Here is a 17861-nt window from a genome sequence, read left to right on the forward strand (position 1 = left end):
GCCGAGGGGCCCGGGGGCAGACGTGCGGGCAGGACGGAGGCCGGGCACTTCCGTAGAATGGAAGGCAGGTTCCGTCATGCGACAGGTAAGGACCCGCACGCCATGTACCCCACCGACGCAGAAGCCGCCGCCGAAGCCCGCGCCGTCGTCAAGGACGCCGACCGCAAGCACGTCTTCCACTCCTGGTCCGCGCAGGAGCTCATCGACCCGCTCGCCGTGGCCGGGGCCGAGGGCTCCTACTTCTGGGACTACGACGGCAACCGCTACCTCGACTTCTCCAGCGCCCTCGTCTACACCAACATCGGCTACCAGCACCCGAAGGTCGTCGCCGCCGTCCAGGAGCAGGCCGGCCGCCTGTGCACCCTCGCGCCCGGCTTCGCCGTCGACGTCCGCTCCGAGGCGGCCCGCCTCATCGCCGAGCGCACCCCCGGCGACCTGGACAAGGTGTTCTTCACCAACGGCGGCGCCGAGGCCGTCGAGAACGCGGTGCGGATGGCCCGGCTGCACACCGGCCGGCCCAAGGTGCTGTCCGCGTACCGCTCGTACCACGGCGCCACCGCCGCCGCGATCAACCTGACCGGCGACGCCCGGCGGTTCGGCAACGACAGCGCGACCGCCGGCGTCGTGCACTTCTGGGGGCCTTATCCGTACCGCTCGCCGTTCTGGTCCGCCTCCGAGGCCGAGGAGTGCGAGCGCGCCCTGCGCCACCTGGAGGACACCGTGGCCTTCGAGGGGCCGGCCTCCGTCGCCGCGATCGTCCTGGAGACCGTCGGGGGTGCGCCGGGCGTGCTCGTCCACCCGGAGGGCTATCTGGCGGGGGTGCGCGAGCTCTGTGACCGCCACGGCATCGTCTTCATCCTCGACGAGGTGATGGTCGGCTTCGGGCGCACGGGGAAGTGGTTCGCCGCCGAGCACTGGGGCGTCACCCCCGACCTGATCACCTTCGCCAAGGGCGTGAACAGCGGCTACGTCCCCCTCGGCGGCGTCGCGATCTCGGGGGCCATCGCCGAGACGTTCGCCACCCGCCCGTACCCGGGCGGACTGACGTACTCCGGGCACGTGCTGGCCTGTGCCGCGGCGGTGGCGACGATCAACGTGATGGAGGAGGAGGACGTCGTCGGGCGGTCCGCCCGCACCGGCGCGGAACTGCTCGGTCCGGGCCTGCGCGCCCTCGCCGAGCGACACCCGTCGGTCGGGGAGGTCCGGGGGCTGGGCACCTTCTGGGCCCTGGAGCTCGTACGCGACCGGAAGACCCGCGAGCCACTGGTCCCGTACAACGCCACGGGCGCCGACAACGCGCCGATGGCCGAGTTCGCGGCTGCCTGCAAGAAGGGCGGCCTGTGGCCGCTGACCGCCGGCAACCGCATCCACCTCGCCCCGCCCTGCACGATCGCCCCCGAGGACGTGGCCAGGGGCCTGGAGATCCTCGACGCGGCCCTGTCGGTCGCGGACGCGCACACGACCGGCTGAAAGAAGGCACTCCGACCCGGTCCCGCCCGGCCCCGCCCGGCTGCTGTGCGGTCGGCCAAGCCCGGGGCGCCCGGATTCGGATGATCCGTACGGGGGAGATCCGGGCGCGGGCGTGGTGCAATCCGATCAGCGGTACGGACCGGGATGCACGTCAGTCCCGGGGCGGTCCCACGGGACCGGACGGCGGGGAGCGGACGTCCAGGGGTGCGGGCGGGCGCTGGACGCCGGGCGTACGGGATCCAGACCACCGGACTCCGTGTTCCCGAGGACCCGAAGGAAGGCACCATGAGCAAGCACGTCCTGGCCCAGAACCAGTACGGCAAGGCCGAGAACCGCATCGTCAAGGTCACCCGCAAGGGAAGCGACGGCTCCTGGCACGAGATCCGCGACCTCAACGTCTCGGTGGCGCTGCGCGGCGAGTTCCGCGACGTCCACCTGACCGGCGACAACACCAACTGCCTGCCGACCGACACCACCAAGAACACGGTGTACGCCTTCGGCAAGGAGCACGGCATCGAGTCGCCCGAGGCCTTCGGCATCCTGCTCGCCAAGCACTTCGTCTCCTCGCAGACGCCGATCCGCGAGGCGCAGGTCCGGATCGAGGAGTTCGCCTGGGAGCGCATCCCGGTCCCCACGCGCAAGGAGCAGCACTCCTTCGTCCGCAAGGGCCAGGAGGTGCGCACCGCGCAGATCACGTACGGGGAGTCCACCGGCCTCCAGGTCATCTCGGGCCTGAAGGAGCTGACCGTCATGAACTCGACGAACTCCGAGTTCCACGGCTACGTCAAGGACAGGTACACGACGCTGCAGGAGGCGTACGACCGCATCCTGGCGACCAAGGTCACCGCGCGTTGGGCGCACTCGGCGCTGGCCGCCGACGAACCCGGGCACGACTGGGACCGCTCGTACAAGAAGGTCCGCAAGCACATGCTGGAGGCCTTCGCGGAGACGTACTCGTACTCGCTCCAGCAAACCCTGAACCAGATGGCCGAGCGGGTGCTCGACAACTGCCCGCGGGTCAACGAGGTGCGGCTGAACCTGCCGAACAAGCACCACTTCCTCGTGGACCTGGAGCCCTTCGGCCTCAAGAACGACAACGAGGTCTACTTCGCGGCGGACCGGATGTACGGCCTGATCGAGGGCACCGTCCACCGCGACGGCGTCCGGCCGGTGATCGCGACGAGCGACTGGATCGTGGCGTAACGACCGCCCCTTCAGGCCTGGTTGCGCGGGCTGGTCCCATCGCCCGGGCCGCCCCCGTTGCCCGGGCCGCCCCCGTTGCCCGGGCCGCCCCCGTTGCCCGGGCCGCCCCCGTTGCCCGGGCCGCCCTCGACGCCCCGGCCGCTCCGGCCGTGACCGAGGAGGAGGTTCCAGCGGCCGGCCCGGCCGGTCAGGGTGGTGACGGTGTCGGGCCGTACGTCGAGCCGCCAGAAGGCCGGGAGCGGCAGCTCCAGGGCGTACACCACGGCCGCACGCACGACGGCCTGCTCGACCTCGGGGCGGTGCGTGCCCCCGGGCAGCCCGGCCAGCGCGGCGCCGACCCGGGCGACCAGCCCGGCGAGGGACTCCCCGCCCCCGGGCGGTGCGTAGGCGGGGTCGGTCAGCCAGCGCCGGATGCCCTCGGGGTCCTCGGCGGCGACCTCGTCGAGGGTGCGGCCCGCCCAGTTCCCGGTGTCGGGGCCGCGCAGGCCCTCGTGACCGGGGCTGGGCTCACCGTGGCCGAAACGCGTCTGCCGCGCGGCTACGTCGAACGGCCGGGTAACGAACTGAACTCGTACTACGCCGCTCTTCATAAAGGGAGCATAAGCGCGGTACGGTCTCGGACGACAACCAAACAAGACGACGGTCCGACGGAAGCCCGGTGAGATCCCGGCACGGTCGCGCCACTGTGAACCCTCCCCGAGGAGAGGGAAGTCAGACCCGCGCCGTCGTTGCGAGCACCACTGACCGGGACGCGTGTTCCCTCTGGAGGTACAACCATGGCCGACACCGCCGTGCCCACGACGGCCCCCGCCGCCGTCGCCCCGATTTCCCTCTCCTCGCTCGCCCCCTGGACCCTCTTCGCGGGTGTCCTGATGCTCGCCCTCCTCTACCTCGTCGGCATCGAACAGGGCGCCACCGCGCTGTTCGAGGGCGAGACCATCCACGAGTGGATGCACGACGGCCGCCACCTGCTCGGCTTCCCCTGCCACTGATCGACCGGCCGACTGACCAAGGGAAGCCCATGAATCCCATCTCCCCGCGCGTCCTGCTGGTGCGCGGCATGCTGGCCGGCCTGCTCGCGGGCGTGGCCGCCTTCCTCGTGGCCTACCTCATCGGCGAGTCGCGGGTCGACGCGGCCATCGCCCTGGAGGAGGCGGCCGCGGGCGGCCACGACCACGCCGAGGAGGCCCCGGTCAGCCGCGCCCTCCAGGCCACGGCCGGACTCGGCACCGGCACCCTCCTGTACGGCGTCGCGCTCGGCGGCATCGCCGCCCTCGTGTTCTGCTACGCCCTCGGGCGTATCGGCCGCTTCGGTCCGAAGGCCACGGCGGCGCTGGTCGCCGGCGGTCTGTTCGTCACCGTCGTCCTGGTCCCCTTCCTCAAGTACCCCTCCAACCCGCCGGCCGTCGGCGACCCCGACACCGCCACGAGCAGGACCGTGCTCTTCCTGTTGATGATCGCGCTGAGCGTGCTGCTCGGGGCGGGGGCGCTGGTCCTGGGCCGCCGTCTGGCGCCCGGGCTCGGCAACTGGAACGCTTCGGTCGTCGCCTCCCTCGCGTTCGTCGCGGCGGTCGCCGTCTCGTACGCGTTCCTCCCCGCCGTGGACGAGGTCCCGGCGGACTTCCCGGGCACGCTGGTGTGGCAGTTCCGCCTTGCGACCCTGGCCATCCAGGCCGCCATGTGGACGACTTTCGGCCTGGCCTTCGGTTTTCTTGCCGAACGGGCACTTGTCCCCGCCGCCACCCCGAAGGAGGCTGTTGCGCCGGCGAGTTGATGACGAGGGGCCGGTGATCCGTGCGGGCACGGACGCAAGCGCACGCACGGACGCAGGCGCACGCACAGACGCAGGTGACGCAGGCGCGGACGCAGGCACCGGCGCACCTGCGGTCGCAGCCGCGCGCACGGGCGCAGCCCCGGGCGCGGTCGGCGATCCGTCGATGGCGGGGCTGGACGGGAGCGGTCCCGTTCTGGCTCAACGCCGCCGCCCTGCTGCTGTGCCCCTTCACCGCCGTCCCCCTGCTCGCCCAGATCGCCGTCATCGCGACCCTGGCCGCCCTCGGCGGCCTGGTCCGCCACCTCTGGTACGGCGACCACGGCCACCCGGCCGTCCACCTCGCCGCCGCCCTCATGGGGGTGGCGGCGGTGGCGTTCGTGGTGGCCTGACCCACCCGTAGGGCGGGTCGCGGCGGACGGTCGAGGTCGTCCCGGGCCGTCCGCGAGGGCGCCGACGACCCGGGCGGGTCCTCCCTTCGCCACGCCCGCTAGCCCGTTCGGGCGTACGTGCCCCGGGGCGCGGGAACGCCCCGCACACCCGCCGTCATCTGGGACAACGCCATTGCGCCGGGGTCGTCGCCGTTGTGACGGGGCGTCAATCTTCGGCGATGTCACGAGTGCTGGGGGGTAGGGAAAGAGTCCACTGCTCTCAGGAGAACCGGCCGCCGGAGCCGGTGCATCGGACCGGGAGGACAATCCATGCCCCGCGGCAAGTGGGTGGTCGGCGTGCTGACAGCGGTTCTGCTGGGCACCGGGATAGGGCTGCTGCGCAGCACCGAGGGGGCCCGGCCGGCAGCGGCCAGCTCCGCCGACGCGCTCCCCTCGCGGGTGCTGGGCCTTTCCGGGCACCGGCGGCTCGTCGAGCAGCTGGACCAGGCCCGCCCGCGCACCTCGGACAAGGGGTCCCGGCCCGCCCGGGCCATCGCCATCACCCCGCTGCGCCCCGCCCTGCCGCTGCGGCTGCAGATCCCCAGCCTGGGGGTGGACCTGCTGATGGCCCGCGGCGACCCCGGCCTCGGCGAGGGCTCGGCGGCCGAGGCGGGACCGGCGGCGGGGACGGACTCGGCGACGGAGGCGCTCTGGGACACCGGCACGGCGGCGCCCGGCGCGGCCGGGACGGCCGTGGTCGCTGCACCCGACGTCCGCCTCGCCGAGCTGCGGCGGGGCCTGACCGTCGAGATCCCGCGCGCGGACAGCCGTACCGCGGTCTTCACCGTGGACCTGGTCTCGCCCGCCGGGGTGACCGGGCGGGGGCAGCGGCCCGGGCGGGCCCAACTGCGACTGGTCAGCGGTGAGACCACCGTGCTGGCCCGGCTCACGGGCCAGCGGCGCACGCCCTGAGCCCGCCGGCGCCCTCCCGGCCCGACGGGCCGGGAGGGTGAGGCCCGGTGAGGCCGAGGGGAGGCACTTCGTCCCCCGGACGAGGGCTTCTACGGCCCGGACGGGGAGGTGCCCGGCGTGGCGGGGCAGACCCCTGCCATGACCGGGACACGGCATGCACGATCGGCGGTGGCCAGGGCCCTTGCGGCGACCTGTGTCGCACTGCTGTGCCTGCTCGCGTCCGGTCCTGCCGCCGTGCCGGCGGCCGGCGGGGTGCATGCGGTCCGGCAGCTCCCCTCCGGTGCGCCGAGCGAGCCGGGTGTCCCGGTCGAGCGGGAGTCGGATCCGGCGTCGGATACCGAGGTACGGCCCGCCCTGCGGCCGGCCGTGCGCGGCCTGCCCGGTGCGCGGGAACTGCCGCTGACGGCGTTTCACGTGAAACCACGGCTGGGGCGCACCGCCCCGTACGCGGCGGTCGAACCGGCGCTGTCCGTGAGGACGGTGCGGAGTGTGGTGCTGCGCTGCTGAGCGGGTCGAGCAGCAGCGCCCCAACCCCCCACACCCCGAGCACCGTGAGGTTCCGGCATGCCCATCGACCCGTACGCCGCCCTGAACGCCATGATCCGAGCCGAGGTCACCCGCTTCACACCCCCGCCGAGGACGAAGCCGGAGCCGAAGCCGGCGTCCGAGCCCGAGGAAGCCGCGGTCCGCGAGACCACGGGCCGTGAGACCGCGGCCCTGTCCCGGAACGGCTCCCCCGTTCAGGCCGCCTCCGCGGACTGACGCCGGCGGGGACCGGTAAGCCGCCGGTCCCCGCCCCTGAGGGGGTTACGGGGACCGGCGTCCTGTGGACCGTCAGGCTTCGTGCGTGTAGTAGCGGTAGAACGCCACCACGCCGACGGCGGCGCCCGTGATGAAGCCGATCCAGCTGGAGCGCAGGATCGAGTCGCCCGTGAGGCTGTACAGGTAGCCCACGGCGATGCCGCCGAAGGACCCGTACGCCGCCGCCCGCGCCTCCCTCGCCATGCGGGGGCCGACCCGGGCGAGGGTGTACATGATTGCGGCGAAGAGTGCGCCGCACAGGATCCCGTAGAAGACGTTGCCCGCGTCGACCGGTCCCATCTGCCGTTCCATGAAGGCCGCGTAGACGCCGTAGACCAGTCCGAGCAGCAGGGCCCGGGTCAGTGCGCCCTTGTCCAGGTGCTGCGCCTGCGCCGTGGGCCCGCGGGGCCGCCGGTGGGCGACGGGTGCCGCATGTGCCATGACAGGGCTCCTCTCTCCCCCATCCAGAGCACACCCGGCACCCCGGCCCGGCAAGTGGATCAGCTGCCGGCGGTGCGCACGGCCACGGCGTCGATCTCGAAGAGCATGCCGGGCAGGGCCAGCGAGGCGACGCCGATCAGGGTCTGGGCGGGCAGTTCGGTCCCCCAGGTGGCGTGCAGGTGTTTGGTGAGCACCTCCAGCTTCGCCAGGTCGTGCCCGACGACGTAGGTGCCGATCCGGGCGACGTCGCCGGGGCCGAGGCCGACGGCCGCGAGGGCGGTCCGCAGGTTGGCGAAGGCCCGCTCGACCTGGGCCTCGAAGTCTTCGGCGACGACGTGGCCGTTGTCGTCCGAGCCGTACTGGCCGGCTATGAAGACCTGCTCGCCGGGGGCGGAAACGATGTGGCTGTAGCCGAAGCCGACGGGGTCGTGGAGTCCTGCCGGGTTGGTGATGCTGCGCGTCATGGCCAAGCTCCTGGGTCAGTCGATGGCGTACGTCGGTCAGTGCGGTCGGTTCGGTCAGGTGGTGGTGCCGGCGAACCAGGTGCGCAGGCGTACCGGGGCCTGAGGGGCCTGCCGCTCGGCCTCGCGTCGGACGTCGTCGAGGTCCTGCTCGGCCAGGGCCCGGCGCCACGCCAGTTCGGCGCGGCTCATGGCGTGCGCGATGGCGCACTCCGGGCCGTTGTCGACGGCGGGGCCGCCGCCCGGACCCTGGTTGCGGATCTCGGCGCACCGGAAGGCCTCCGCGGCCCCCTCGACGGCGACGACCACGTCCATGAGCGAGATCTCGGCCAGCGGGCGGGCCAGCCGGAAGCCGCCCCGCGGGCCCGGGGTTGAGGTCAGGATCCCGGCCCGCGCCAGCGCCTGGAGCTGCTTGTTCAGGTAGGCGGCCGGCAGGTCGTGCCAGGCGGCCAGGCGCGCCGCCGGGACGGCCCGCTCGGGGCCGATCCAGGCGAGGTTGACGCAGCTGTGCAGCGCCCACTCGACGCCCTCGCTCATCCTCATAACCTGGACATTAAATATCCAAGATTCTTTTGGCAAGGGGAACCCGTTGCGGAAGACGCCGCGGCGCCCCGCCACACCGGCCCGGCGCACGGCCCGGCGCGCCGCCACCCGCCCGCAGCACCCCCGCTCGCGCCCACCGCGGCCGCGGATTTCGCTAGTGGCGTGCGCACCTTCCTGTCGGCGGTCCTCATCGCGCTCGTGGCGCTGCTCGTGCCCGCGAGCGCCGTCGCGTACTGGGCCGACCGCGAACTGGGCGACGCCGACCGCTACACCGCCGCCATGTCACCACTGGCCGGGAACCCGGCCGTACAGCAGGTCGTCGTCAGACAGGCGGCCCGCGCCCTGTCCGGGCAGATCGACGCCGGCCCCTTCCAGGGCGGGGCCGAGGCCCTGCTCGGCGAGGCGCTGCGCTCCTTCACCGGCACCTCCGCGTACCGAACCGCCTGGGACGCGGCGAACGGCGCCGCGCACGCCGCCTTCCTCCAGGCGCTCACCACCGGCGACGGCAACGCCGTCACCATCGACCTCGCACCGGTCATCGAACAGGTGCGGGCAGAACTCATCGCCGGGGAGGTGCCCTTCGCCGACCGCATCCCGGTGACCCACGTGTCGGTGAAGGTCATGGAGTACGACAACCTCGGCGCGCTCAGGAAGGGCTTCCGCATGCTGCAGATCGCCGGTGTCTGGCTGCCCGTGCTGACCGTGCTGCTGGCCGTGACGGCGGTCGCCGTCGCCGTCAACCGCCGCCGGGCCGTGGCCGCCACCGGCCTGGGACTGGCCTTCGGGGCCGTCCTGCTGGGGGGCGCGGTGTCCGTGTGCCGCCGGCTCACCCTCGACGACCTGCCCGCCGACATCGACCGGGCGGCGGCCGGCGCCGTGTACGACGCGCTCACCGCCTTCCTGCGCACCACCACCTGGGTGGTGCTCGCGATCGGGCTGGCCGTCGCGATCACCGCCTGGCTGGCCGGGCGCCGCCGCCGCACCCCATAAGCTCGGAAGGTACCAAGCACGCAGAACGGCTCAGAGAACCCGCAACAGCACAGAAGATCCGAAACCGACGAGCGAGCGGCGGCACGGAAGCAGATGGGCACCGAACGCACCGAAGACATACCGTCCGGGCGAGCCCGGCCGCACCCGCTGGCCCCGCCCGCCTGGCTGTTGTCGGGCCTGCGGCCCGACAGCGCCCCCATCCCCTGGGCCGCAGTCGCCCGCGCCGGCATCGCCCTCTCCGTCCCGCTCGCGGTCGGCTTCGCCCTCGACGAGCCGGAGTACGGGGCGCTCGCCTCGATGGGTGCGCTGTCGGGGGTCATCGGCGACACCGCCGACGCCTACCGGATGCGGATCCTCAACATCGCCGTGCCGCAGCTGTTCGGTGCGGTCGGCGTCGCGCTCGGCACGCTGGTCTTCGGGCGGGGCTGGCTCGCCGTCGGCGTCCTCACCCTGATCGCCTTGGTCTCCGGGATGATCTCCTCCATCGGCACGGTCGCCTCCGTCTCCGGTCTGCTGCTCCTGCTCAATGCGGTGGTCGGAGCCGGCCTGCCGCTGCCGCAGCCCTGGTGGACGGCGCCGCTCCTCCTGAGCGCCGGCGGCCTGTTCGTGCTGGCCCTGACCCTGCTGGGCTGGCCGCTGCGCGGGTTGCAGCCCGAGCGCACCGCCGTCGCCGGTACCTATCTGGCCCTCGCCGATGCCCTGGAGGCAGCGGGCGGGCCCGACTACGACGACCGCCGCCGGCACCTCACCCAGACCCTCAACCAGGCCTACGACCTCATCCTGGGCCGGCGCGCCCGCGTCCACGGGCGCAGCCCCTCGCTGGTCCGGCTACTGGCCCAGCTGAACGTGGTGATCCCGCTCGTCGAGGCGGCGCCCGCCGTGCACCTGCGCGGCCGCCCACTGCCCCCGGGCGTCCCGGCGGCCGTACGCGACCTCGGCCGGGCCGTGGAGGAGGGCCGCACCGAGGAGCTGGCACTGGACCTGCCCGCTCCGCACACCCCCGCCGAGCGGGCCCTCGACGCGGCCCTGCGGCACGCGGCGGCCGTCGTACACCTGCCCGAGCCGGCCCTGCGCAGCGTCGACGACGACCGGCTGGGCCGCCCCACCGCCCTGCACGTCCGGGCCCGGCGCGCGGCACGGGACATGATGCTGTCCGAAGGGTCCTGGCGGTACGGGTTGCGGCTCGCCCTGTGCATCGGGCTGGCCCAGTCGCTGGTCTCGCTGGTGCCCGTCGAGCGCTCGTACTGGGTGGCCCTGACCGTCACCTTCGTCCTCAAGCCCGACTTCGGCTCGGTGTTCTCCCGGGCCGTACTGCGCGCCCTGGGCACCGTGGGAGGGCTCGTCGTCGCGGCCGCCGTGCTCGCAGAGGTACCGCGCGGCTGGTGGGACGTGCCGGTGATGGCGGTCCTCGCCGCGCTGGTCCCCGCGTTCTCCGCGAAGGGGTACGCCTTCCAGACCGCCGCCGTCACCCCGGTGATCCTGCTGCTGTCGGACCTCCTCAACCACCAGGGCTTCGACCTCATCCGGCCCCGCCTCCTGGACAGCCTGATCGGCTGTGCGATCACCCTGGTCTTCGGCTACCTGCTGTGGCCCGAGAGCTGGCACGCGCGGATCGGGGACCGGCTCGCCGACACCGTCGACGACGCCGCCCGCTACCTGGAGCGGGCTTTCGGCGGGCCGCGCCCCGACACGGCAGCCGGGCTGCGGGCCGCGCGGACCGGCCGACTGCAGGCCCGCCGGCGCCTCTACCGCGACCTGTCGTCCGTACGCAGCGAGTTCCAGCGGGCGCTCACCGAGCCGCCGCCGACCGGGGCGCGGGCCGCGGCGTGGTGGCCGCTGGTCGTCGCCGTCGAACGGATCGTCGACGCCACCACCGCCGCCCGGGTCCGCGTCAACCACGGGGCCCCCGAGCCCCGGCCCGCGGAGGTGACGGCGCTGACCACCGACCTGCGCGCCCTCGCCGACGGGGTGCGCACCGCCCGGACCCCCGACCGGCTGCGGCTGCCCTCCGAGCAGCCCGACGACGGGGCGTCCGTCCTGGAGCCGGTCCGCCAGGAGGTGGCCTGCGCGCGCGGGATCACCTCGTCCGAGCCCTGACCCGCTCCACGGCACCCCGGGCGCTGGGCGGGCGGGTCCCCCGAACGGGCCTCCCGCCCGGCTGTCGGGGCCCGGCCGGGAGAGCATCGGGGCATGAGGCCCCTCCTCGCCCGCCGCCGGCACCACCGGGTCGTGGCCGCCCCGGTCCTCGCCGCCGCCCTCGCGGCCGCGGCCGGGTGCGCCGATGTGGAAGGCCTGCGCGACGACGGCGACCTGGGGACCGTGCACGCCCCGCAAACGCTGTGGAAGGACGTCCGTCCCTCCCCGCCCGGCCCCGGCGAGCAGCCCGGGGCGGCAGCGGTGGTCCCCGGGCTGCCCAAGGCCGCGGGTCGGAGCATGCGGGACGTGAACGCGCTGGCCGTCGTACGGGCCGACATCACGTCCACCGCCCGGCAGGACGGGGGCACGGGACGGCTCGTCGACCCCCGGGCGGTACGGCGGCTCGCACTCTGCACACAGGCTGTGGACGGCGGTCCCGACTGCCCGGTGCGGCCGCCCGTGCTGCACGACGTGACGGGCGACGGCCAGGACGAGCTGATCACCGCCGTCGACATCGACGGGCGGGCCAGCGAACTGCGGGTCTACACCGTCCGCAACGACGGCTCGATCACCCGGATCCTGTCGCGGCGCGGGGTCCTGGAAGGGGTGGAGGTCGCCGCCGAGCACCTCGCGCTGCGCGAGCCGACCTCGAACCCGCGGAAGGTCTCCGTCTCGGACTACGTGTGGAACGCCGGGACGGGGACCATGGACCTGGCAGAGCTCACCCTCGACGAGTGCCCCACCTTGAAGACCGGCTCCACCCCGTGCGCCGCGATCCGGGGCTGAGGGGCGGCGCACCGTGCGGGTGACGAGCAGTTTGCGCTGGAAGATCGCCCTGACCACGACGGCCGTGTGCTGCGCCGTCGCCGCCGTCCTCGGGATCCTCGTGCACGACGTGGTCGCCCAGCAGGTCGTCGGGGAGGTGCGCAAGGACGCCGACCGGGACCTGGACCACGCCCTGACCGAGTACCAGTACGGCACCTCCCACGGCCACCTGAACGTCGCCCTCGCCCCTCCCGACCTGCCCGGACCGCTGCGGGGGCTCGTCGCCCGCGGGCGGACCGGCAGCATGGTCGGCGAGCACGCCGGCCGGCCCGTCATGTGGGCCGCCGGACCGGCCGACGGCAAGCCCCTCGCCGTATGGGTCCCGTTCGAGAGCACCCGCAGCCGGCTGCGGGACCTGGACGCGGCGATCCTCGCCTCTTCCGCGCTCGCCGCCGGGGTCGTGGCACTGGCCGGCCTGTTCCTCGCCAACCGGATCAGCGGGCGGCTGACGACCACCGCCGCCGTCGCCCGCCGGATCAGCGCCGGCGACCTCGACGCCCGCGTCGACATCCCCGACCCCGCCGGCGAGGGTGCGCACCGCGACGAGGTGCAGGACGTGGCGCAGGCGCTGAACACGATGGCCAAGTCGCTGCAGGAGCGACTGGAGGCGGAGAAGCGGTTCACCGCGGACGTCGCCCACGAGCTGCGCACCCCGCTGACCGGCTCACTCGCCGCGGCCGCGCTGCTTCCGGAGGGCCGCCCCAAAGAGATGATCAATGACCGGCTGGCGGCCCTGCACCGGCTCACCGAGGACCTGCTGGAGATCTCCCGGCTGGACTCGGGCGTCGAGCACGCCGATCTGGGCCGGGTGGAACTCGGCCGGGCCGTACGACGGGCGGCCGCCGCGACCCGGCTGGACGTGTCGGTAAGGGTGGTCCGTGACATGGAGGTGCTCACCGACCGGCGGCGCCTCGACCGGATCCTGGCCAACCTGCTGGTCAACGCCGACCGGCACGGCGCCCCGCCGATCGAGGTGACCGTCGACGGGCCGGTGGTGACCGTACGGGACCACGGGCCGGGCTACCCGGACCAGCTGATCGAGCAGGGCCCGCAGCGCTTCCGCACCGGCGACCCGGGCCGCGGCCGGGGGCACGGGCTGGGCCTGACCATCGTGGCCGGCCAGGCGGCGGTCCTGGAGATCGCCCTGGACTTCGCCAACGCTCCGGACGGGGGCGCGGTGACCACGCTCAGGCTCCCCATAGGGCGTCTGGTGGACGGGAGTTGACACACGGGAGCGGGGCGGTGTTTCACGTGGAACACCGCCCCGCTCCGCCATGGCCCACGGGTCGGCCGCCCGCGGGCGACGGCCCGCGGGCAGCGGCCCGGAGCCCGGTGTCAGACGCCGATGTTCTTGCCGTCCTTGCGCCAGACCGACACCACGGCCGGGCGGACGATCTTGCCGGGCCCATCGGGCCACACGGAGGCGGGCTTCTCCACCGACGCGCCGTCGACCTCGCCCGGGTGCTGCACGGCGACCAGGACGCGCTTGTCCTGGATCAGCGGACCGCAGGTCTCGGCGCCGCGCGGCACGGTCAGGAACTGCTTGAGCTCACCGCGGCGCTCGCCGGAGGTGGCGACGCCGAACAGGCCGTCGTGGGAGCCGAGCTGGTTGCCGTCCGTGGAGATCCACAGGTTGCCGTGCGCGTCGAAAGCCACGTTGTCCGGGCAGGAGATGGGGCTGACCTTGTCCTTCGGGAAACCCGCGAAGTAGGTGGACGGGTCCTTCGGGTCGCCCGCGACCAGGAACAGGCGCCAGGCGAAGGCGTCGCCGGCCGGGTCGTCGAAGCTCTCGGCGAGCTCCAGGATCTGGCCGTGCTTGTTGGCGTTGCGCGGGTTGGCCTCGTCGGCGCCCGGCTGGCCCGCCTTGCCCCGGTTGGTGTTGTTGGTCAGCGCGACGTAGACGCGGCCGGTGCGCGGCGACGGCTCGACGTCCTCGGGGCGGTCCATCTTGGTGGCGCCCACCTTGTCCGCGGCCTGGCGCGTGAAGACGTACACCTCCTCGGCGGTGAAGCCCTCGACGTGGGAGACGTTGCCGGTGGCGAGCGGGATCCACACGCCGGTGCCGTCGAACTGGCCGTCCGAGGGGTACTTGCCGGTGCCGTCGATCTGGTCGGCCGGGGAGTCGCCGGTCAGCTTGGCGACGTAGAGGGTGCCCTCGTCGAGCAGGGTGAGGTTGTGCTCCTTCGCGGCGCGGCTGTTGCCCTTCATCATCCGCTTGCTGGAGACGAACTTGTAGAAGTAGTCGAACCGCTCGTCGTCGCCCATGTAGACGACCGGGCGGCCGTCCTCGGTGAGGCGGGGCTGCGCGGCCTCGTGCTTGAAGCGGCCCAGCGCGGTGCGCTTGCGCGGCACCGAGTTCGGGTCGTACGGGTCGAGCTCGACGACCCAGCCGAAGCGGTTGGCCTCGTTGGGCTCCTGCGCGACGTCGAAGCGCTTGTCGAACCGCTCCCACTTGCGCTCGGAGGCGGCGCCGGTGACGCCGTAGCGCTTCAGGCGGGCGGCCTGGACGGGCTCGGTGACGGAGCCGCCGTTGGCGAAGTACTGGTTGAAGTTCTCCTCGCCGTGGAGGGTGGTGCCCCACGGGGTGGTGCCGCCGGCGCAGTTGTTGAGGGTGCCGAGCACCTTGGTGCCGGACGGGTCGGCCGAGGTCTTCAGCAGGGCGCTGCCGGCGGCCGGGCCGGTCATGCGGAACTCGCTGGTGGCCGTGAGGCGGCGGTTGAGCTGGTGGCGGTTGACCGCGGTCAGCTTGCCGCTGCGGTGGTCCTCCTGGACGACGACCACGGACAGGCCGTGCGCGGCCCAGGCGATCTCCACCTGCTCCTTGGTCGGGTTGGCCGGGTCGTAGCCCTTGAACATCAGGACTTCGTCGGTGTACTCGTGGTTCGCGACGAGGAGCTGCTGGCGCTCGTAGCCGCTGCCGAGCGGGAGCAGGCTGAGGAAGTCGTTGTTGTAGCCGAACTGGCCGGCCTGGGCGGCGGCGGTCTGCTTGTCGGCGTTGAAGCCCGGTGCGCCCTTGATGATCGGGTCACCCCACTTGATGACCACGTTCTGGGCGTAGCCCTCGGGGATGGTGACCTGGTCGGCGGTGTTCGGCGCGACGGGGGTGAAGCGGAGGCCGCGGGCGGCCTGGCCGGCGCCCTCGGCCGCCTGGGCGTCGGTGGCGGGGGCGGCGGTGGCCTGCGCGCCGCTGCCGCTGACGGAGACGGCCGTACCGGCGGCCGTGGCGACCGTGACCACGGCGGCCGAGCGCAGCATCGAGCGGCGGGACCAGGTGCGGGCGATGATGTCGCCGGCGTACTCGTTGTCGCTGGTGTTCGGCACCTCGTGGAAGCAGGCGTCGCCACAGCGGTAGCGACAGGTGAGGGCGGAACGGCCGCCCCCATGCGGGTTGCCTATGAGCGGCAGAAGCTTGCGCACGAGTGTCCTCCGTAACTGCGCTGTTGCCGACGGGAATCGGCCGAATCCAGCGGTGACGGTAGGGGCGGGGTGCGCCGAACCGGCGGCCGCGGGATGAACGTCCGGTGAACCGGGCGAGTCGGAGCGGGAGTTCGTGGAGGGTGGGGGTGGGCTTCGGAGGGTCCGCCGTGGTGTGGTAAGGCTCTGTGCGGGCCCCGCGCTGCGGGCGGTTCGGAGGCGCCCTCGCGTGTGGCGGGCGGATCGGCCAAGATCCGCAAGAAGGCCGAAAAGGGCCTGGCGCCACGAGGGGTGCCCCTGCAGACGTTCCAGCCGAGGGGTCGATAACCTTACGTGTCCACTCTGGGCAGGGATCCACCGCGCAGCACGGACAAAAGACGCACGCACTCATGCGAAAGGCCTGGCCCATGGGTATTCGGAGCTTGTTGCGCAAGGTTTTCGGACGGTCCGCCGAGCCGGTTCCGGAGACGACTGAGGCCACTGCCCCTGCGACGTCAGCAGCGGCTGTGCCGAGCCAGGCGGAGCGCACGCCGTTGGACGCGGCGGCCGAGCTGGTCGCGGCGTCGTTCGACAACGCCACGGTCCCGCCGCAGTCCGCGCCGCGCGACCGCGAGCCGAGCGCGCTCGTCGCCGCCCCGGCCGCCGACCCGACGGTCCCGGAGGCCCGCCGCCCCCTTTCTCCGGCCGGGGCAGCGGCTGCCGCCGTGGCCACTTCCCCCGAAGCCGAGGCAGCGGCTCTCGCCGACGCTGCGGAGCCCGCCGCCGAAGCGGCCGGGCCTTCCGCCGAAGCGGCTGAGCCCGCCGCAGAGGCCGCCGAGCCCGCCGCTGAGCCCGCCGCGGAGCCCGCGGAAGCCGCGGAGCCCGTGGAAGCTGCCGCGCCCGCCACCGAGGCCGCCCTCACGGAGCCGCAGCCCACGGCCGAGCCCGCCGCAGAGGAGGCCGGGCCCGTGGGCACCGCTGCAGAAGCGGACACCGCGGCCTCAGGGACGCAGGTGGAGCCCGCCGAGGCACCCGCGCCCCAGGAAGCCGCGGCCGCCCCCGGGACGGCGGAGCCCGCCGCCGAGGCGGAAGCTGCTGAAGCCGAGCCGGAGCCCGGGACCGCCGCCGAGACGCAGCCCGTCGCCGCCGCCGAGGCGGAGCCCGCCCTCGCCGAGGCGCAGGAGGAAGCCGCGCAGGCCGAGCCCGCCGCCGCGCAGGAGCAGCCCGCCACCGCCGGGGTCGACGCGGAGCCCGCCGTTGAGGCGCAGGAGGCCGTCGCCGCCGAGGCGGAGCCGCAGGCCGAGCCCGCCGCCGACCAGGCCGAGGTGGAAGCCGAAGCCGCTGCCGTCGAGGCGCAGGAGGAGCCCGCCGAGGCACCCGCACCGCAGGAGGCCGTGACCGCTGGGGCAGCGGCTCCCGCCGAGGTCGAGCCGGTCGCCGAGCCCGGTGACGTGCAGCAGGAGGCGGAACCGGCCGGGGCGGGGGCCGTTGCCGCCCGGACCGAGGTGGCTGCCACCTCCGTGGAGGCGGAGCCCGTCGCCGAGCCGGCCGGAGCCGAGCCCGTCGCCGAGCGGGCCGAGCCCGTGCACCCCGCCGCAGGGGCCGAGCCGGCCGTTGCGGAGACCGCCGCCGAGGCCGGGCCGGAGGGAGAGCCCGGAGCCGAGCCCGGTGACGTGCAGCAGGAGGCGGAGCCCGCCGGGTCCGAGCCCGCTGCGGCGCAGGCCGAAGCGGAGGCCGAGGCCGCGGAGGGCAACGGCGTCGAGGGGCCGGCGCACAGCGCGGCCGTGGTGCGCAAGCGGGCGCCGGAGGTGGCCGCGGCCTACAAGGCGGCGGGCCAGGTGCTCCGCGCCAAGGGCAAGGCGGGCGCCCGCGCCAAGGTGTACCTGGTGCTGGACCGGTCCGGGTCCATGCGGCCGTTCTACAAGGACGGCAGCGCCCAGTACCTCGCCGACCACGCCCTCGCCCTCGCCGCGCACCTCGATGACGAGGCGACCGTGCACACCGTGTTCTTCTCCACGGAGGTGGACGGCACCGCCGACCTGACCCTCGACACCCACTACGCCTCCTGGGTCGAGGGCCGCCACGCCGAGCTCGGCCGCATGGGCCGCACCAGCTACCACGTCGCCGTGGAGCAGGTCCTGGAGCGCTACCGCAAGGACGGCGACACGGGCCCGGCCCTCGTCGTCTTCCAGACCGACGGCGCCCCCGACAACCGACAGCCCGCGAAGCAGGCCCTGGCGGACGCGGCCGCGTCGGCACCTCAGGTGCACTGGCAGTTCGTCGCCTTCGGCGACCACGACAACAAGGCGTTCGACTTCCTGCGCAAGCTGGACGCCGAGAACACCGGGTTCTTCCACGCCGGCCCGGCTCCCTGCGAGCTGACCCCGGCGGCCCTGCTCAAGGGCGTGCTGGAGCGGTTCTGACCGCACCCACCCACGGCCCGCGGCTCCGCCCCGGCCGTATACGACGGCGCCCCCGCCCGGG

The 17861-nt window shown here is 73.9% G+C and carries 18 protein-coding genes; 13 read left to right on the forward strand and 5 right to left on the reverse strand.

Annotated elements, in window-relative coordinates:
- Positions 1 to 102 precede the first annotated feature (102 nt).
- Positions 103 to 1470, forward strand: a complete 1368-nt coding sequence (locus ACFV7Q_RS25720) for an aspartate aminotransferase family protein (protein WP_385431684.1) — start codon at positions 103 to 105, stop codon at positions 1468 to 1470.
- Positions 1471 to 1755: 285 nt separating this feature from the next.
- The gene (gene pucL, locus ACFV7Q_RS25725; RefSeq protein WP_385431686.1) at positions 1756 to 2673 is read left to right on the forward strand and encodes a factor-independent urate hydroxylase; all 918 of its coding nucleotides are present in this window, start codon (positions 1756 to 1758) and stop codon (positions 2671 to 2673) included.
- A gap of 11 nt (positions 2674 to 2684) precedes the next feature.
- On the opposite strand, the gene ACFV7Q_RS25730 is transcribed toward pucL, so the two are convergent.
- Entirely contained in the window at positions 2685 to 3263 is a 579-nt protein-coding gene (locus tag ACFV7Q_RS25730; RefSeq protein ID WP_385431687.1) for a histidine phosphatase family protein, read from the reverse strand.
- A 186-nt stretch (positions 3264 to 3449) separates the two neighbouring features.
- Here ACFV7Q_RS25730 and ACFV7Q_RS25735 point away from each other — a divergent pair, with 186 nt between their 5' ends.
- The 6 genes from ACFV7Q_RS25735 to ACFV7Q_RS25760 all read left to right on the forward strand — a co-directional run bounded on the left by ACFV7Q_RS25735 (position 3450) and on the right by ACFV7Q_RS25760 (position 6549).
- Positions 3450 to 3665, forward strand: a complete 216-nt coding sequence (locus tag ACFV7Q_RS25735; RefSeq protein ID WP_385431689.1) for a CbtB domain-containing protein — start codon at positions 3450 to 3452, stop codon at positions 3663 to 3665.
- Positions 3666 to 3694: 29 nt separating this feature from the next.
- Entirely contained in the window at positions 3695 to 4447 is a 753-nt protein-coding gene (locus tag ACFV7Q_RS25740; RefSeq protein WP_385431691.1) for a CbtA family protein, read from the forward strand.
- 74 nt (positions 4448 to 4521) lie between these two features.
- Positions 4522 to 4836: a hypothetical protein gene (locus ACFV7Q_RS25745; RefSeq protein ID WP_385431693.1), complete on the forward strand. Its 315-nt coding sequence runs from the start codon at positions 4522 to 4524 to the stop codon at positions 4834 to 4836.
- A 309-nt stretch (positions 4837 to 5145) separates the two neighbouring features.
- Positions 5146 to 5787 carry a hypothetical protein gene (locus ACFV7Q_RS25750; RefSeq protein WP_385431694.1) on the forward strand — a complete coding sequence of 214 codons (642 nt, stop codon included), beginning with the start codon at positions 5146 to 5148 and terminating at the stop codon, positions 5785 to 5787.
- A gap of 168 nt (positions 5788 to 5955) precedes the next feature.
- A complete protein-coding gene (locus tag ACFV7Q_RS25755; protein ID WP_385431696.1) occupies positions 5956 to 6294 on the forward strand; it encodes a hypothetical protein in 339 nt (112 codons plus the stop codon).
- A gap of 57 nt (positions 6295 to 6351) precedes the next feature.
- Complete coding sequence (locus tag ACFV7Q_RS25760) at positions 6352 to 6549, forward strand: hypothetical protein (protein ID WP_385431697.1); 198 nt, start codon at positions 6352 to 6354, stop codon at positions 6547 to 6549.
- Positions 6550 to 6621: 72 nt separating this feature from the next.
- Here the strand turns inward: ACFV7Q_RS25760 and ACFV7Q_RS25765 are convergent, their stop codons facing one another.
- Genes ACFV7Q_RS25765 through ACFV7Q_RS25775 form a run of 3 tightly spaced genes read right to left on the reverse strand, consistent with a single transcriptional unit; the run spans position 6622 to position 8027 of the window.
- Entirely contained in the window at positions 6622 to 7029 is a 408-nt protein-coding gene (locus ACFV7Q_RS25765) for a hypothetical protein (protein ID WP_385431698.1), read from the reverse strand.
- A gap of 59 nt (positions 7030 to 7088) precedes the next feature.
- Positions 7089 to 7493 carry a RidA family protein gene (locus ACFV7Q_RS25770; protein ID WP_385431700.1) on the reverse strand — a complete coding sequence of 135 codons (405 nt, stop codon included), beginning with the start codon at positions 7491 to 7493 and terminating at the stop codon, positions 7089 to 7091.
- A gap of 54 nt (positions 7494 to 7547) precedes the next feature.
- On the reverse strand, positions 7548 to 8027 hold the full coding sequence (locus tag ACFV7Q_RS25775) for an RrF2 family transcriptional regulator (protein ID WP_385431716.1): 480 nt from the start codon (positions 8025 to 8027) through the stop codon (positions 7548 to 7550).
- Between the two features lie 168 nt (positions 8028 to 8195).
- Here ACFV7Q_RS25775 and ACFV7Q_RS25780 point away from each other — a divergent pair, with 168 nt between their 5' ends.
- The 4 genes from ACFV7Q_RS25780 to ACFV7Q_RS25795 all read left to right on the forward strand — a co-directional run bounded on the left by ACFV7Q_RS25780 (position 8196) and on the right by ACFV7Q_RS25795 (position 13209).
- Entirely contained in the window at positions 8196 to 9023 is an 828-nt protein-coding gene (locus tag ACFV7Q_RS25780; protein ID WP_385431702.1) for a hypothetical protein, read from the forward strand.
- Positions 9024 to 9116: 93 nt separating this feature from the next.
- Positions 9117 to 11120: an FUSC family protein gene (locus ACFV7Q_RS25785; protein ID WP_385431704.1), complete on the forward strand. Its 2004-nt coding sequence runs from the start codon at positions 9117 to 9119 to the stop codon at positions 11118 to 11120.
- 93 nt (positions 11121 to 11213) lie between these two features.
- Positions 11214 to 11945 (forward strand): hypothetical protein, encoded by a 732-nt coding sequence (locus tag ACFV7Q_RS25790; RefSeq protein WP_385431705.1) that lies wholly within the window; start codon positions 11214 to 11216, stop codon positions 11943 to 11945.
- A 19-nt stretch (positions 11946 to 11964) separates the two neighbouring features.
- On the forward strand, positions 11965 to 13209 hold the full coding sequence (locus tag ACFV7Q_RS25795; RefSeq protein ID WP_385431707.1) for an ATP-binding protein: 1245 nt from the start codon (positions 11965 to 11967) through the stop codon (positions 13207 to 13209).
- 110 nt (positions 13210 to 13319) lie between these two features.
- Here ACFV7Q_RS25795 and ACFV7Q_RS25800 read toward each other — a convergent pair whose 3' ends face one another.
- The gene (locus tag ACFV7Q_RS25800) at positions 13320 to 15401 is read right to left on the reverse strand and encodes a PhoX family protein (RefSeq protein WP_385431709.1); all 2082 of its coding nucleotides are present in this window, start codon (positions 15399 to 15401) and stop codon (positions 13320 to 13322) included.
- A 503-nt stretch (positions 15402 to 15904) separates the two neighbouring features.
- Here ACFV7Q_RS25800 and ACFV7Q_RS25805 point away from each other — a divergent pair.
- Positions 15905 to 17800 (forward strand): VWA domain-containing protein, encoded by a 1896-nt coding sequence (locus ACFV7Q_RS25805; RefSeq protein ID WP_385431711.1) that lies wholly within the window; start codon positions 15905 to 15907, stop codon positions 17798 to 17800.
- The last annotated feature ends 61 nt before the right edge of the window (positions 17801 to 17861 follow it).

This window comes from Streptomyces sp. NPDC059851, assembly GCF_042732005.1.
Taxonomy (GTDB): domain Bacteria; phylum Actinomycetota; class Actinomycetes; order Streptomycetales; family Streptomycetaceae; genus Streptomyces.